This is a genomic window from Shewanella sp. FeAMO (assembly GCF_053653955.1).
Window position 1 is genome coordinate 2281343 of sequence record NZ_CM132201.1, and the last position, 13638, is coordinate 2294980.

Genomic DNA, 13638 nt, shown 5'->3' on the forward strand with positions numbered 1-13638 from the left:
ACGGGAAAGTATCAATAAAAACAAGGCTTACCCTAGGGTAAGCCTTGTTCGGGGCACGGATTAAAAGCGGTAGCCTACCGTCAGGGTCACTGTGCGTGGATCGCCGTAATAACCAATCAGGGTGTTGTCGCCACCGAGTCCTGGGGTGTACTTGCTGACATCTGTCGGATCGCTCGGATCCGGGGTGACAAACTGATAGCCGCCGATAAGGTACTCTTCATCGGTGAGGTTTTTGCCATAGAGGCCGGCATACCAGCTGCCGTCATTGCTATACCAGGTGATCCCCAGATTCAGCAGGCCGTAGGCGTCCTGGGTTAGCAGGCTGTCTTCCTCAAACAGCACATAATCACCGCGATAGTAATAGTTGCCGTTAAAGACAAACTCACCGATATCGGCGTAGAGACGATAGGTGAAACCCAGGTTAAAGGTGAGATCCGGGGTATTGGCTATGGTAAACCTGTCCGACTTGTCGAAGGTTTCACCTGTGACAGGGTCGGTATCGAACACTTCACTGAATTCCGCATCGATATAGCCCACCGCCAGGTCAAAGTTCAGCGCATCTGTGGCCACCCAGGTCATCTCAAGCTCTGCGCCACGGGCCTCCGAAGAGCCTATGTTGCCCAGGCGCTGATTGAGATCGGCAGCCGTGTCGCCCGGCAAAACAGAGATATACTGCCTGTCCTTATGATCCAGGCTGAACAGGGTTAGGTTGGCCCTTAAGTTGCGGCCCCATTCGCTCTTCATCCCCAGCTCGAAGCTGTCAACGGTTTCTGGATCTGCCGCCGGTTCGGCGCTTTCGGCCCTGGGGTTAAAGGTGCCGGACTTGAATCCCTGGGCGTAACTGGCAAAGAACATGATGTCATCCGAGTACTGGTATTCCACCCCGACTCTTGGGGTCAGCTTGGACCAGTCTTCACTGTCGTCCAATACCAAGGGCACCAAGTCGCCTTCGGGGCGGACATAGCCAGGTACCCATCCGGATTCGGGATAGACGGTATCGAATATCAGGCCGTTGCGGACATAGGCCTGCTTTTCATCCTGGGTGTATCTCAGCCCCAGGGTCATGGACCAGCTGTCACTCAAGTCTACGCTGCCCTGAATATAGGCCGCCTTGCTGGTGGAGTTAGAGCAGCCGCTCACTTCACGGGTCAGCCCAGGGGCGTTGAGCGCCTTTCCAAGCTCTTCGAGAATCGCCTGAAACTGGCCGCAGGACTCGGCATCATAGTAGTAAAGACCGGACACCAGCTTGTAGTTGTCGCCGCTGTGATGCAGCTGCAGCTCATGGGTGGTTTGCTCGTCGTCATAGATGGCCGGTACGTCGAAAATTTGCAGTGAGGTGTTGTCGAAATCTATGTTGGTGGGTGAGTAACTCTCTCTTCTGGCCGCAATATATTTCAGCTGCGTTGAGTGGTTTATGTCCCAGCTGCCGGTGAAGCTCCAACCTTCGAGGTCCACCTCGTTCCAGGTGGGCAGACTGGTGTAGGAGTCGAACTTGCTGTCCGGTACCGGGGCATCAGTCAGCAGACTCGGCAGCAGGCGATAGCCCCCCTTGGCGTTGGACTTATCGTCTGTTTTATCCCAGGCGAGGCGGAAAAACAGTGAGTCTGTCGGGTGATACTCCAGGGTGAGCCGCATGGCACTGAGATCTTTGTTGTAGTTCTCTTTGTCCTGGTTCGGCTCGGCCGAGGTCAAAAACTCACCGAAACCATCGCGGTTGAGGTTGGCATAGCCAAAGCCCAGATACAGCTGTTCGTCTATCAGCGGATACTGGCCGGTGATCTTGAGATCTTTCTGATTAAAGCTGCCGTAGGAGCCCTGAATATTCAACTGGGGATCGCCGGACATCACCTTGGTTACATACTTGACCGCACCGCCTATGGTGTTCTTGCCGTAAAGCGTGCCCTGAGGGCCGCGCAGTATCTCTATCTGCTGCACGTCCAGCAGATCCAGTACCGCCCCCTGTGGGCGGGCGATATAGATATCATCCACATAGATACCGACGCCGGGCTCATAACCCCAGAGCGGGTCCTGCTGGCCCACGCCGCGAATAAAGGCGGTCATGGTGGAGTTGGTTCCCCGACTCGCCTGCAGCGTGGTATTGGGGGAGAACTGCTGCACTTCGGTCACCACGGTAATACCGCGTTCATTAAGCTCGGCCTCACTGACTGAGGTGACGGCGACCGGTACTTCCTGCAGGTTTTCCACTGTGCGTCTGGCGGTGACTTCAATACGTTCCAGCTCGCCCTTATTGTTGGTTTCTTCTGCCTGAGCCGCTATCGGCGTCAGTGCCGAGGCTATGGCCAGTGCCAGCAGAGAGTAGGGGATCTTGGATTGACTCATGATTAAGTCCTTTTGCTGTTTTGTTTGTTTTGTTTTTGTTAATACTTCGGCGTTTACTCTAGAGCAAAGGAAGCAGAAGGGAATTAGCACCTTAGTACAGTGTTATTTAATGATTTGAAATTTATTGGTTATTTTGTGTATAGCACTATGGTGTTATGTTCAATCCGGCTTTTGCTTGTCACTCTCTTGGTTGCAAAAAAAATGTTTGCAAAAAATTAACAATGGCGCCTGATCAATCGCTGCAAATTTGCGGCGCCGGAACAGGGCGGCCAACAACAAGAGATGGGCTTATGTTGAGTATGCTGGGACTCTTCGGTGGCTTACTGCTGCTGATCATTTTGACACTCAGAGGTGTCAACCTGTTTGTCGCCGCGCCACTGTGCGCGGCCTTGGTGGCGCTGAGCAACCATATTCCGTTATTCGATGCCTCGGGGGCTGACTTTGTCAGTGCCTATATGGGCGGTTTTTCCGGCTTTCTGGCGTCCTGGTTCTTTATGTTTTTGCTGGGCTCTTTGTTTGGCAAGTTTATGGAAGATACCGGCGCGGCCGATGCGGTGGCGCATTTTATTGTGGGGAAACTCGGGATCCGCTATGCGGTGCTGGCAGTGGTAGCCGCCTGTGCCGTGTTGACCTATGGCGGCGTCAGCGTATTTATTGTGGCATTTTCCGTCTATCCCATGGCGCTGGGGCTGTTCAAGGATGCCAATCTGCCGCGGCGTTTTATTCCGGCAGCGTTGGCACTGGGCTCGGTGACTTTTACCATGACCTCGGCCGGTTCGCCTGAGATCCAGAACTGGATCCCGATCAAATACCTCAATACCTCTCCCTGGGCCGCCTGGGAAGTGAGCCTGGTGGTGGCCCTGTTTATGGCGGTCAGCGGTTATTTCTGGCTCAAGTGGATGATTAACCGAGCCATCGCCAGAGGCGAGCGTTTCGAGGCGCGCAGTGATGATCCTGAAGTGCCGGAGCGGGATCTGCCCCATCCCATCACAGGGGTGATCCCTCTTATTGTGGTGCTGGTTATCTCCTTTTGGCTGCACGATACCCTGGCACAAAATGCCCTGATAGTTGCCTTGCTCGGTGGGGTGCTGACGCTGATGTTAATCAACTTCCGCCATTTTCATCATCTGGGACGGGCGGTCAATGACGGCACCACAGGCGCTTTGGTGGCCATAGGCAATACCAGCGCCGTGGTCGGCTTTGGCGCCGTGGCCAAATCATCGGCTGCCTTTGCCACTGCGGTTGAGGTGATGACCAATATGCCGGGCAATGAGCTGTTGGGGGCTGCGGTGGCGGTGAGCGTGATTGCCGGCCTTACCGGCTCTGCCAGCGGCGGCCAGGCGATAGCCTTGCCTTTGGTGGCGCCCCATTATCTGGATATGGGGGTGAACCCGGATCAGTTGCATCGAGTGGTGGCCATTTCTTCCGGTGCTTTGGATACCTTGCCCCATAACGGTTATGTGGTTACCACCATTCGCGCCATCTGTAAGGAAACCCACAAGCGCGCCTATTGGGCGATGGCGGCGCTGACGACCCTGCTGCCCCTTATCGGTGTCGCGCTGGCACTGGCTCTGTTTATTTGGTTTTAAGAGGTGAATATGAAGTTATTTGTATCCTGCATGTTTGCGGCGCTGCTTGGGGTTGCCCAAGCCAGTGCTCCGGCTTCGGCCGAGTCCGTTTCTGCCACGGCGGCTTCGTCCTTGAAAGCGGCCGCCCAGCCTATGCTGGTGGAGAAAAAGTCGTTTACCACCACTGAGTTTCGCACAGTATCGGGCAAAGTGTTGCCCAGTGTGACCGTCGGCTGGGAAAGCTACGGCAGTCTCAATGCGGCCAAGGACAATGTCATACTGATCACTCATTTCTTTTCCGGTAATTCCCACGCCGCCGGCAAGTACGCCGAGTCTGATCCCCAGAGTGGCTATTGGGACGCCATCATAGGGCCGGGCAAGGCGATAGATACCAATCGCTTCTTTGTTGTCAGCGCCGACACTCTGGTCAACGCCAATGTGCACGACGGTCATACCATCACCACAGGGCCTGCCAGCATCAACCCTGAAACCGGCAAACCCTGGGGATTGGATTTCCCCGTGGTGACCATTCATGACTTCGTCGAGGTGCAGCGCTTGCTGCTGGAGAGTCTCGGCATTGAAAAACTGCATGCGGTTATGGGTGCCTCCATGGGGTCATTTCAGGCGCTAGATTGGGCGGTGAGTTACCCGGACAGAGTCGAGCGGCTCATTCATGTTATCGGCGCCGACAGCATGGATGCCTGGAGCGTACCGGCGCTGGAGAAATGGACCCTGCCTATCCGGCTGGATCCCAACTGGCGCGGCGGCGACTACTACGGCAAGACGCCCCCGGTGGCAGGGCTGACCGCGGCGCTGCTCAATATCACCCAGGATGCAATGGCGCCGGAGGCTTATCTGGCCAGCTTCAAGGATTTCACTGTTGCCGACAAAGGCGCGCTGGCGGATATTCGCACGCTGCCGCAAATCAGCCAGATCTTGCAACAGCGCGCCGGGGCCAGGGCGGCATTGCAGGATGCCAACCATGTACTGTATCTGGTACGGGCCTCGCAAATGTTCAGTGCCGATTGGCAAGGGGGCGAGCTGAAACCCGCCTTGGCCAAGATAAAGGCCAAGAGCCTGTTGCTGCCCGCCAGTGGCGATCTGCTGCTGCGGCCCCAGAGGGTGAGGCAGATGGCCGCCACCATGAAGGAACTGGGTAAAGAGGTAGAGATAAGTGAAATTGAAGGCCCCTGGGGCCATCTCGATGGCTTGTTCTCCATTCAGAGCAAGAGTGATGAAATCCGTGCATTTCTGGCGGACTGAGTCAAGCCGCCGCAGGGCGTAATTTTAAGGAGCCTGTATGAAAGACCCTAAAACCGTATTGATCACCGGCGCGGCCAGCGGTATCGGCCTGGCGATTGCCACTGAGCTGGCGGCCTTTGGCCACAGGATATTGCTGAGCGATCTCGACCCTGAGCGGGCGATACTGGCTGCCAACACGCTCAATCAAGCCGGCGGCAACTGCTTGGGCCTTGGGCTCAATGTCGCCGACCCCCGGGCCATCGAAGCGCTGACCGAGCAACTGGCTGACATTGAAGTGGATGTGCTCATCAACAATGCCGGAATGCAGCATGTGGCGCGCCTCGATGCCTTTCCGGCCGAGAAGTGGCAACTGCTGCAACAGGTGATGCTCACCGGCCCGGCGATGCTTTGCAAGACATTGCTGCCGGGAATGCGGGAGCGCAACTTTGGCCGCATCATCAATATCGGCTCTATCCATGCACTGGTGGCATCTAGGTACAAGTCGGCCTATGTGGCCGCCAAACACGGTTTGCTGGGGCTGAGCAAGGTCGTGGCGCTGGAAAACGCCGACTGGGACATTACCGTCAACACTATTTGCCCGGCTTATGTAAAGACACCGCTGGTGGAGGCGCAGATAGCGTCCCAGGCAAGGGAGCACGGCATGAGTGAGCAAGAGGTTATCGACAACATCATGCTGTCCCCCATGCCGAAGAAGGCGTTTATCGGCGTCGATGAAATCGTACATTCGGTGGCGTTTTTGATGGCGCCGGCGGCGCGCAATATTACCGCCCAGACGCTGGTGCTGGACGGTGGCTGGACCGCGCAATAAGGCAAGACAGGCTGACACAGGAGAATCACTATGGCCGGGTTGGATAAAAGGGTTGCCAGTCATGAACAGGCATTGGAGGGGATAACCCATGAGATGCGGATCATTGCCGGAGGCTTTGGCCTTTGTGGCATTCCCGAGGGCTTGATAGCCGAGTTGGTGCGCAGAGAGGTGCGTGATCTGGAGCTGGTGTCCAACAACTGTGGCGTCGACGACTTCGGTCTTGGGCTGTTGCTGCAAAACCGCCAAATTCGCAAGATGGTGGCGTCATACGTGGGTGAAAACGCCCTGTTTGAGCAATTGATGATGAGTGGTGAGCTGGAGGTGGAGTTGGTACCACAGGGCACTCTGGCCGAGCGGATCCGCGCCGGCGGCGCCGGGATCCCGGCGTTTTACACGGCCACGGGAGTCGGTACTCCGGTGGCCGAGGGCAAACCCAGTGAACATTTCGAAGGCCGGGAGTATCTGTTGGAGCGCGGCATAGTCGCCGACTTTGCGCTGGTTCGCGCCTGGAAGGCCGATTGGCAGGGCAACTGCATCTATCGCCACACCGCGATGAACTTCAACCCCTTGGCAGCGATGGCGGGCAAGATAACCGTGGTAGAGGCAGAAGAGATAGTCGAGCCCGGCAGCCTGCTGCCATCACAAATTCATACACCGGGAATTTTTGTCGATCGCTTGGTGCAGGGACAGTTTGAAAAACGCATCGAAAAGCGCACCTTTCGACCCAGCTAACAGGAGAACAGCATTATGGCGTTGAGTCGCGAACAGATGGCTATGCGGGTCGCCAGAGAGATCCGTGACGGTGATTATGTCAATCTGGGCATAGGCATTCCCACTCTGGTAGCCAACTACCTGCCACCCGGGATAGAGGTGATGCTGCACTCGGAAAATGGTCTGTTGGGAATGGGGCCGTTTCCGCTGGAGGAAAAGATAGATGCCGACATGATCAATGCCGGTAAGGAGACAGTCACTGCGGTCAAAGGCGCGGCGATTTTCGACTCGGCCCTGAGCTTTGCCATGATAAGGGGCGGGCATGTGGATCTCACTGTGTTGGGGGCGATGGAGGTGGATCAACAGGGCAATATTGCCAGTTGGATGATCCCGGGCAAGATGGTCAAAGGGATGGGCGGCGCCATGGATCTGGTGGCCGGCGCGGCCAACATCATATGTACCATGATGCACTGCAGCAAACAGGGTGAGCCCAAGTTGCTTGAGCGCTGTACGCTGCCGCTGACCGGGGTAAACTGTATCAAGCGGGTGCTGACGGACTTGGCATTGCTGGAAATCCGTGACGGCGGCTTTCATCTGCTGGAGCGCGCGCCGGGGGTGACTGTTGAGGAGATCCGCGCCAAGACGGCGGGCAGACTGCATTGCGGTGAATCTGTGCCGGAAATGACCTTTGATTAATTCGCTAAATTGGGTGGCGTTTTTAGCTGCCGCGCTTTTTGCTTGAATCGCCAGGCTTCACGATAACAACCCTTTGTTTGAGGGTGAGTTTTCACCCTCGAATTCCCCAAGGGGGCTGCATTGAAGCAAACTAGGTACCCAAAGCGGTATCTGGCGATCAAAATAAGGAGCCTGAGTATTTAAAAAATCTTGAACAGATAAAATCGGCTTTCAAAGCTCAATTTATTGATATAAATCGAAAAAAGCTCGCTTAAATGGCATGAGTGAACATAGCAACTGTAGTTTATATTTCAAAGCCTTGGATAAACTGTGATTCGTGCTTGCATTATGGGGCACAGCAAGGTTTAATTGCGCCGTTTTGAAGGTACATTCAGTCCTGACAGGCAAACGTGAGTAACAGGGTTATTATGGTTCACGAGTCATTAACCGTGTAAATGAAAAAAGCACCATTTACACGGGGTTAAGAGGGTTTTAGCTAATGCACAGCCATTCATTTGCCGCACTGGTTCGCCAAGTGCCACAACACAGGTTTTCAACCATTGTCAGCTATGACAATACCGGCTTGAAACATCTCACGTTAATCCGCATCAATTCCGGCCGCGAACAGGCCAATAGTCCCAACTGAGCCCGTCGTCCATCTACGACGATACATTCACTCGGCATTCATTTTTGAATCGCCGAGGACGGGTTATTTGTCCACCCTTACATTCAACACCAAGAGTTTTAGGTTAAATGCAAGCCAAGAATATTTACTACGAGACACTGCATCCGGCATACGGGCAGTATTTTGAGGTGGAAAAGGTGCTGTTCGAGCAAAAGACCGAACAGTGGCACCTGAGCATTTTTGAAAATGCCGCTATGGGACGGGTCATGGCGCTCAATGGCGCCATCCAGACCACTGAGAAAGATGAGTTTGTCTATCACGAAATGTTGACCCATGTGCCTATTCTGGCCCACGGCGACGTCAAGCGGATGCTTATCATAGGCGGCGGTGACGGCGGCATGCTGCGGGAAGTGGTCAAACATAAACAGATTGAATCCATTACCATGGTGGAGATTGATGCCGCCGTGGTGGAAATGTGTAAAAGCTATTTTCCAAACCATTCCCAAGGTGCCTATGATGACCCCAGAGTCAACTTGGTGATCAGCGACGGGATGGATTATGTTAGGCAATCACAGCAAAAATTTGATGTGATTATCTCTGACTGCACAGATCCCCTTGGTCCGGGAGAAGTACTGTTCAGTTCCGACTTTTACGAGGGCTGTAAGCGTTGTCTCAATGAAAATGGGATTTTTGTCGCTCAGAACGGCGTGCCTTTTATGCAGCTGGATGAAGTGCAAAATACCGTCAGACGCATGAGCTCTTATGTGAAAGAGTGTCGGTTCTATATGGCGGCCGTGCCTACCTATGTGGGTGGCAGCATGGCCTTTGCCTGGGCAACCGATGATCTTGAGGCGCGTCAGCATAGCCTGGCGACTCTCGAAGAGCGTTTTGAACGGGCCGGTATTACCACCCGTTATTACACGCCGGCTATCCATCAGGCAAGCTTTGCGCTGCCGGCGTTTGTCGAACAGGCGGTCGCGTCAGCGATGACGGTTACCGCATAACCCATTTTTTGATAACAGGCTAACGAACATGAGTGATTGGTCTATTGACGATGCCCGCGTCGGCTACAACGTCGCATATTGGAGCCAGGGATTTTACGGGATCAGCGATCAGGGTGAGGTGACAGTGTCACCGGATCCTTTGAATCCGGACAGCAAAATCGGCCTGAACGAACTGGCCAAAGACATGGTGAAGGCCGGTGTTAACCTGCCTGTGCTGGTCCGTTTCCCGCAGATTTTGCACCACAGGGTCGATAGCTTGTGCCAGGCCTTTAATCAGGCGATTCAAAAGTATGAGTACAGCGAGGACTATCTGTTAGTTTATCCCATCAAGGTGAACCAGCAGCAGACAGTGGTTGAGGAAATCCTCGCCAGCCAGGTCAGCAAAGAAGCACCGCAACTAGGGCTTGAAGCCGGCAGTAAGCCTGAGCTGATGGCGGTACTGGCGATGGCGCAAAAGGCCAGCTCAGTCATAGTCTGTAACGGCTACAAGGATAAAGAATATATCCGCCTGGCACTGATAGGCGAAAAGCTGGGCCACAAGGTCTACATAGTGCTGGAGAAGATGTCCGAGCTCAAGATGGTGCTGCAGGAGTCCCGCGAGCTTGGGGTTACTCCGCGTCTGGGGCTGCGCGCACGTCTGGCGTTCCAGGGCAAGGGCAAGTGGCAGGCCAGCGGCGGTGAAAAGTCCAAGTTTGGTCTGTCTGCTGCGCAGGTGCTGCGGGTGGTCAATGAGCTCAAGAGTGCCGACATGCTGGATTCGCTGCAGTTGCTGCACTTCCACCTGGGTTCGCAAATTGCCAATATCCGCGATATTCGCCATGGTGTGGGTGAAGCGGCGCGCTTCTACTGTGAGCTGAGAAAACTGGGGGCCAAGGTCAACTGTTTCGACGTGGGCGGCGGCTTGGCGGTGGACTATGACGGTACCCGCAGCCAAAGCAACAACTCTATGAACTATGGCCTGAGCGAATACGCCAACAATATCGTCAGCGCCCTGAGTGATGTCTGCGCCGAGTACGAGCAGCCGGTGCCGAGGATTATCTCTGAGTCCGGCCGTTTCCTGACCGCGCACCACGCCGTACTTATCACGGATGTTATCGGTACCGAGGCCTATTCCCCTGAGAATATCCAGCCACCGGCAGAGGATGCCCCACAGCTGCTGCACAACATGTGGCAGTCCTGGAGCGATATCCGCGGCCGCGCCGATTCCCGTGCCCTGATTGAGATTTTCCACGATACCCAATCGGATCTGGCCGAAGCTCACGCTCTGTTTGCTCTTGGGCAACTTAGCCTGGAAGAGCGCGCCTGGGCGGAGCAGACCAACCTGCGTGTCTGTCACGAGCTACAGGGCTTGATGAACAACAAGAACCGTTATCACAGACCCATCATTGATGAACTCAATGAGAAACTGGCCGACAAGTTCTTCGTCAATTTCTCGCTGTTCCAATCGCTGCCGGATGCCTGGGGTATAGATCAGGTGTTCCCTGTGTTGCCGCTGACCGGGCTGGATACCGCGCCAGAGCGCCGTGCCGTGATGCTGGATATCACCTGTGACTCGGACGGCATGGTGGATCAGTATGTGGACGGGCAGGGGATTGAAACCACACTGCCGGTTCCTGCCTGGAGTGCCGAGAGCCCGTATCTTATCGGTTTCTTCCTGGTTGGGGCTTATCAGGAGATCCTCGGTGACATGCACAACCTGTTTGGTGATACCAACTCGGCTGTGGTGCGTCTCGATGAAAGCGGCCTGGCCAACATAGAGTCTGTGCTGTCCGGTGACACTGTGGCCGATGTGCTGCGCTATGTGAACCTGGATGCTGTGTCCTTTATGCGCACCTACGAAGAGCTGGTGAATCAGCATATTGCCGAAGACGAACGCACCTCGATCCTTGAAGAGCTGCAATTGGGTCTTAAGGGTTATACCTATCTGGAAGATTTTTCATAAGGTCGGTGCATTCAGCAGGCCCTTCGGGGCCTGCAACAAGTAGAGATAAAAGATGTTTTTTGAAGGTTCAGAAAAAAAAATTGAAGTGATAGTGACGCCGGCTACGCCTTCGCTGCGCTCACTGGGAAAGCCCTTCTGGGAAGAGATGGTGGCCAAGGCCAATGCAGAAATCCTTTCTTCCGTCAGCAATGATTATTGCGATGCCTATCTGCTCAGCGAGTCGAGTCTGTTTGTTTGGGACGACAGGTTTTTAATGTTGACCTGTGGTACCACCACACTGGCGCGCTCGACCCTGCATTTTATCGACTCCCTCGGCGAAGAGGCGATAGCCTTTGCGACTTTTCAGCGCAAAAACGAATATCTGTCGCACCTGCAGGCCAGCTCTTTTGAGCAGGACTTACAGGCACTGAGAGAGAAACTGTCCGGCGTGGCGTACCGTATCGGTCATCTGGATTCCCATCATCATTATCTGTTTTGCAGTGACAAGGCCTTCAGCGCCGAGAGCGGTGATGCCACCAGTGAGCTGTTGATGTATCACATTCGCGGTGAGGCGGCCGACTATCTACGCTCCGATAACCAAAGCTGCGCCGGGGTGCGCCAACTGCTGGCACTGGAAGAGATGCTGCCAGGATTCCAGTTTGATGACTTCCTGTTTGAGCCCTTTGGTTATTCCATCAACGGCATTCGCGGCAAAGAGTATATGACTATTCATATCACGCCCCAGGAAAGCAGCTCTTATGTCAGCTTCGAGACCAACCTGGATCTCGCCGCGCAACCGATAGATATCTTCGCCCGTTTGCTGGCCATTCTCAATCCCGGCAGCTGGGATGTCATCGGCTTCAACGCCCAGTTGGACACCCGTGGTTACCCTGAACATTTATGTCTGGGAAGTTGCTCTTTGTCCCTGGAGCAGGGTTATAATGTTGGCTTCAGTCACTATCAGCAGATGTGCCACGAAGTGCTGATCCCTGAGTCCATGTAAATATCGGCATTAGCCAAGTTTTGGAGTATTTATGACCACTTTAGCAGATAAACCTGATTACTCGCTTTATTCAAATGCGTTTGGTTATTTGCGTCAGCCACTGGATTTCAAACCGCTAGAAAGCGATGCGGATGTGGTGGTAATAGGTTTGCCTTTCGATATGGCCGTTACCGGTCGCAGCGGTGGCCGTATGGGGCCCGGAGCTATCCGCAATGCCTCGACCAATTTGGCCTGGGAAGAGAAGCGTTGGCCTTGGGATTTCAGCCTCAGCGAATATATCAAGATAGTGGATGCCGGCGATCTGGTATTCAACTGTGGTGATGCCGCTGACTTTACCGAGCGCACCGAAAACTTTGCCAGCAAAGTTCTGGCCGCCGGCAAGACACTGCTGAGTTTTGGTGGCGATCACTTTGTGACCCTGCCGCTGCTGCGCGCGCACCACAAACAGTTTGGCAAGATGGCGCTGCTGCACTTCGATGCTCACACCGACACCTACAGTCAGGGCAGCAAGTTTGACCATGGCACCATGTTCTATCATGCCCCCAACGAAGGCTTGATCGATCCGGCTCATTCTGTGCAGGTGGGGATCCGCACCGAATACACCAAAGAAGGCCACGGTTTTCAGGTGATTGATGCCGCCATGGCCAATGAAATGACCGCCGATGAAATCGTGGCGCAGATCAAGGCGCGGGTTGGCGATATGCCTTTGTATGTGACTTTCGATATCGATTGCCTGGATCCTGCCTTCGCGCCGGGAACCGGTACTCCGGTATGCGGCGGTCTCACCAGCGACAAGGCGCTGAAAATTATCCGCGGTCTCAAGGGCCTCAACATAGTGGGTATGGATGTGGTTGAAGTGGCACCTGCTTACGATAGCGCCGACATTACTGCGCTTGCGGGCGCGACGCTGGGCCTGGAAATGCTGCATGTCTGGGCGCTGGGGCAGGGCAAAGTCAAGTAAGCCGCTTTACGTTAAGCCAACGCTTGTCGTTGGCTTTTCTTCTTGTATAGAGCCCCCTGGCTAGGCTGGGGGGCCGTTTCGCTGGGGCGTTGCGCCCGGCTCAGGGACAAGGATAGACGATGACAGATTTGAGTGATATTCGCCGCGAATACACCCAGGGCGGCCTCAGGCGCGCCGATCTGGCCGCCGAGCCCATGGCGCAGTTTGAGCGCTGGATGGCGCAAGCCAAGGATGCACCTTTGACGGACCCTACCGCCATGGTGGTGGCCACAGTGGACGAAACCGGCCAACCGTTTCAGCGGATAGTCTTGCTGAAGCGTTTTGATCAGCAGGGTTTTGTATTCTTTACCAATCTGGAAAGCCGTAAGGCGCAGCAGATTGCCGTCAACGCCAAGGTCAGTTTGCTGTTCCCCTGGCATCCGCTGGAGCGCCAGGTGGCCGTGACAGGTATAGCCGAAGCCCTGTCTGCTACAGAGGTATTCAAGTACTTTGTCAGCCGTCCGAAAGACAGCCAGATAGCGGCCTGGGTCTCGAAACAGTCGAGCAAACTTAGCGCCCGTCAGGCACTTGAGAGTAAGTTTGCCGAGATGAAGGCCAAGTTTGCCAAGGGCGAAGTCCCCTTGCCCAAGTTTTGGGGCGGCTACCGCATAGTGCCTTCCAGTGTGGAATTCTGGCAGGGCGGTGAGCACAGGCTGCATGACAGATTCCTCTACAGCCGCACAGATGACGGATGGGAGATCAATCGTCTTGCACCTTGAT

The 13638-nt window shown here is 54.8% G+C and carries 12 protein-coding genes; 11 read left to right on the forward strand and 1 reads right to left on the reverse strand.

What is annotated here, in order from left to right:
* Positions 1 to 60 precede the first annotated feature (60 nt).
* Positions 61 to 2340: a TonB-dependent receptor gene (locus ACWAU4_RS10205; protein ID WP_208125920.1), complete on the reverse strand. Its 2280-nt coding sequence runs from the start codon at positions 2338 to 2340 to the stop codon at positions 61 to 63.
* 290 nt (positions 2341 to 2630) lie between these two features.
* On the opposite strand from ACWAU4_RS10205, the gene ACWAU4_RS10210 reads away from it, so the two are divergent.
* From ACWAU4_RS10210 to pdxH, 11 genes are all read left to right on the forward strand, one after another.
* Positions 2631 to 3929 carry a GntP family permease gene (locus ACWAU4_RS10210; RefSeq protein ID WP_025009614.1) on the forward strand — a complete coding sequence of 433 codons (1299 nt, stop codon included), beginning with the start codon at positions 2631 to 2633 and terminating at the stop codon, positions 3927 to 3929.
* 9 nt (positions 3930 to 3938) lie between these two features.
* Positions 3939 to 5171: an E22 family MetX-like putative esterase gene (locus ACWAU4_RS10215; RefSeq protein WP_208125922.1), complete on the forward strand. Its 1233-nt coding sequence runs from the start codon at positions 3939 to 3941 to the stop codon at positions 5169 to 5171.
* Positions 5172 to 5208: 37 nt separating this feature from the next.
* Positions 5209 to 5979 (forward strand): 3-hydroxybutyrate dehydrogenase, encoded by a 771-nt coding sequence (locus ACWAU4_RS10220; protein ID WP_208125924.1) that lies wholly within the window; start codon positions 5209 to 5211, stop codon positions 5977 to 5979.
* 30 nt (positions 5980 to 6009) lie between these two features.
* Positions 6010 to 6711 (forward strand): CoA transferase subunit A, encoded by a 702-nt coding sequence (locus ACWAU4_RS10225; protein WP_117200642.1) that lies wholly within the window; start codon positions 6010 to 6012, stop codon positions 6709 to 6711.
* Positions 6712 to 6726: 15 nt separating this feature from the next.
* Entirely contained in the window at positions 6727 to 7386 is a 660-nt protein-coding gene (locus tag ACWAU4_RS10230) for a CoA transferase subunit B (protein ID WP_025009617.1), read from the forward strand.
* A 478-nt stretch (positions 7387 to 7864) separates the two neighbouring features.
* On the forward strand, positions 7865 to 8011 hold the full coding sequence (locus ACWAU4_RS10235; RefSeq protein WP_093983023.1) for a hypothetical protein: 147 nt from the start codon (positions 7865 to 7867) through the stop codon (positions 8009 to 8011).
* Positions 8012 to 8118: 107 nt separating this feature from the next.
* Positions 8119 to 8994: a polyamine aminopropyltransferase gene (speE, locus tag ACWAU4_RS10240; protein ID WP_208125926.1), complete on the forward strand. Its 876-nt coding sequence runs from the start codon at positions 8119 to 8121 to the stop codon at positions 8992 to 8994.
* A gap of 28 nt (positions 8995 to 9022) precedes the next feature.
* Complete coding sequence (gene speA, locus ACWAU4_RS10245) at positions 9023 to 10936, forward strand: biosynthetic arginine decarboxylase (RefSeq protein ID WP_025888969.1); 1914 nt, start codon at positions 9023 to 9025, stop codon at positions 10934 to 10936.
* Positions 10937 to 10988: 52 nt separating this feature from the next.
* The gene (locus tag ACWAU4_RS10250; RefSeq protein ID WP_044734378.1) at positions 10989 to 11918 is read left to right on the forward strand and encodes an adenosylmethionine decarboxylase; all 930 of its coding nucleotides are present in this window, start codon (positions 10989 to 10991) and stop codon (positions 11916 to 11918) included.
* A 31-nt stretch (positions 11919 to 11949) separates the two neighbouring features.
* Positions 11950 to 12879, forward strand: coding sequence for an agmatinase (gene speB / locus ACWAU4_RS10255; RefSeq protein WP_096141692.1), 930 nt, complete (start codon positions 11950 to 11952; stop codon positions 12877 to 12879).
* Between the two features lie 119 nt (positions 12880 to 12998).
* On the forward strand, positions 12999 to 13637 hold the full coding sequence (gene pdxH / locus ACWAU4_RS10260; protein WP_025009620.1) for a pyridoxamine 5'-phosphate oxidase: 639 nt from the start codon (positions 12999 to 13001) through the stop codon (positions 13635 to 13637).
* Position 13638 lies beyond the last annotated feature (1 nt).

Bases quoted from the DNA above. Each gene is read 5' to 3' on its own strand.
- ACWAU4_RS10215 (WP_208125922.1), top strand. From the start codon at position 3,939: ATGAAGTTATTTGTATCCTGCATGTTTGCGGCGCTGCTTGGGGTTGCC.
- pdxH (WP_025009620.1), top strand. From the start codon at position 12,999: ATGACAGATTTGAGTGATATTCGCCGCGAATACACCCAGGGCGGCCTC.
- ACWAU4_RS10250 (WP_044734378.1), top strand. From the start codon at position 10,989: ATGTTTTTTGAAGGTTCAGAAAAAAAAATTGAAGTGATAGTGACGCCG.
- ACWAU4_RS10235 (WP_093983023.1), top strand. From the start codon at position 7,865: ATGCACAGCCATTCATTTGCCGCACTGGTTCGCCAAGTGCCACAACAC.
- speA (WP_025888969.1), top strand. From the start codon at position 9,023: ATGAGTGATTGGTCTATTGACGATGCCCGCGTCGGCTACAACGTCGCA.
- ACWAU4_RS10210 (WP_025009614.1), top strand. From the start codon at position 2,631: ATGTTGAGTATGCTGGGACTCTTCGGTGGCTTACTGCTGCTGATCATT.
- speB (WP_096141692.1), top strand. From the start codon at position 11,950: ATGACCACTTTAGCAGATAAACCTGATTACTCGCTTTATTCAAATGCG.
- speE (WP_208125926.1), top strand. From the start codon at position 8,119: ATGCAAGCCAAGAATATTTACTACGAGACACTGCATCCGGCATACGGG.
- ACWAU4_RS10225 (WP_117200642.1), top strand. From the start codon at position 6,010: ATGGCCGGGTTGGATAAAAGGGTTGCCAGTCATGAACAGGCATTGGAG.
- ACWAU4_RS10220 (WP_208125924.1), top strand. From the start codon at position 5,209: ATGAAAGACCCTAAAACCGTATTGATCACCGGCGCGGCCAGCGGTATC.
- ACWAU4_RS10205 (WP_208125920.1), bottom strand. From the start codon at position 2,340: ATGAGTCAATCCAAGATCCCCTACTCTCTGCTGGCACTGGCCATAGCC.
- ACWAU4_RS10230 (WP_025009617.1), top strand. From the start codon at position 6,727: ATGGCGTTGAGTCGCGAACAGATGGCTATGCGGGTCGCCAGAGAGATC.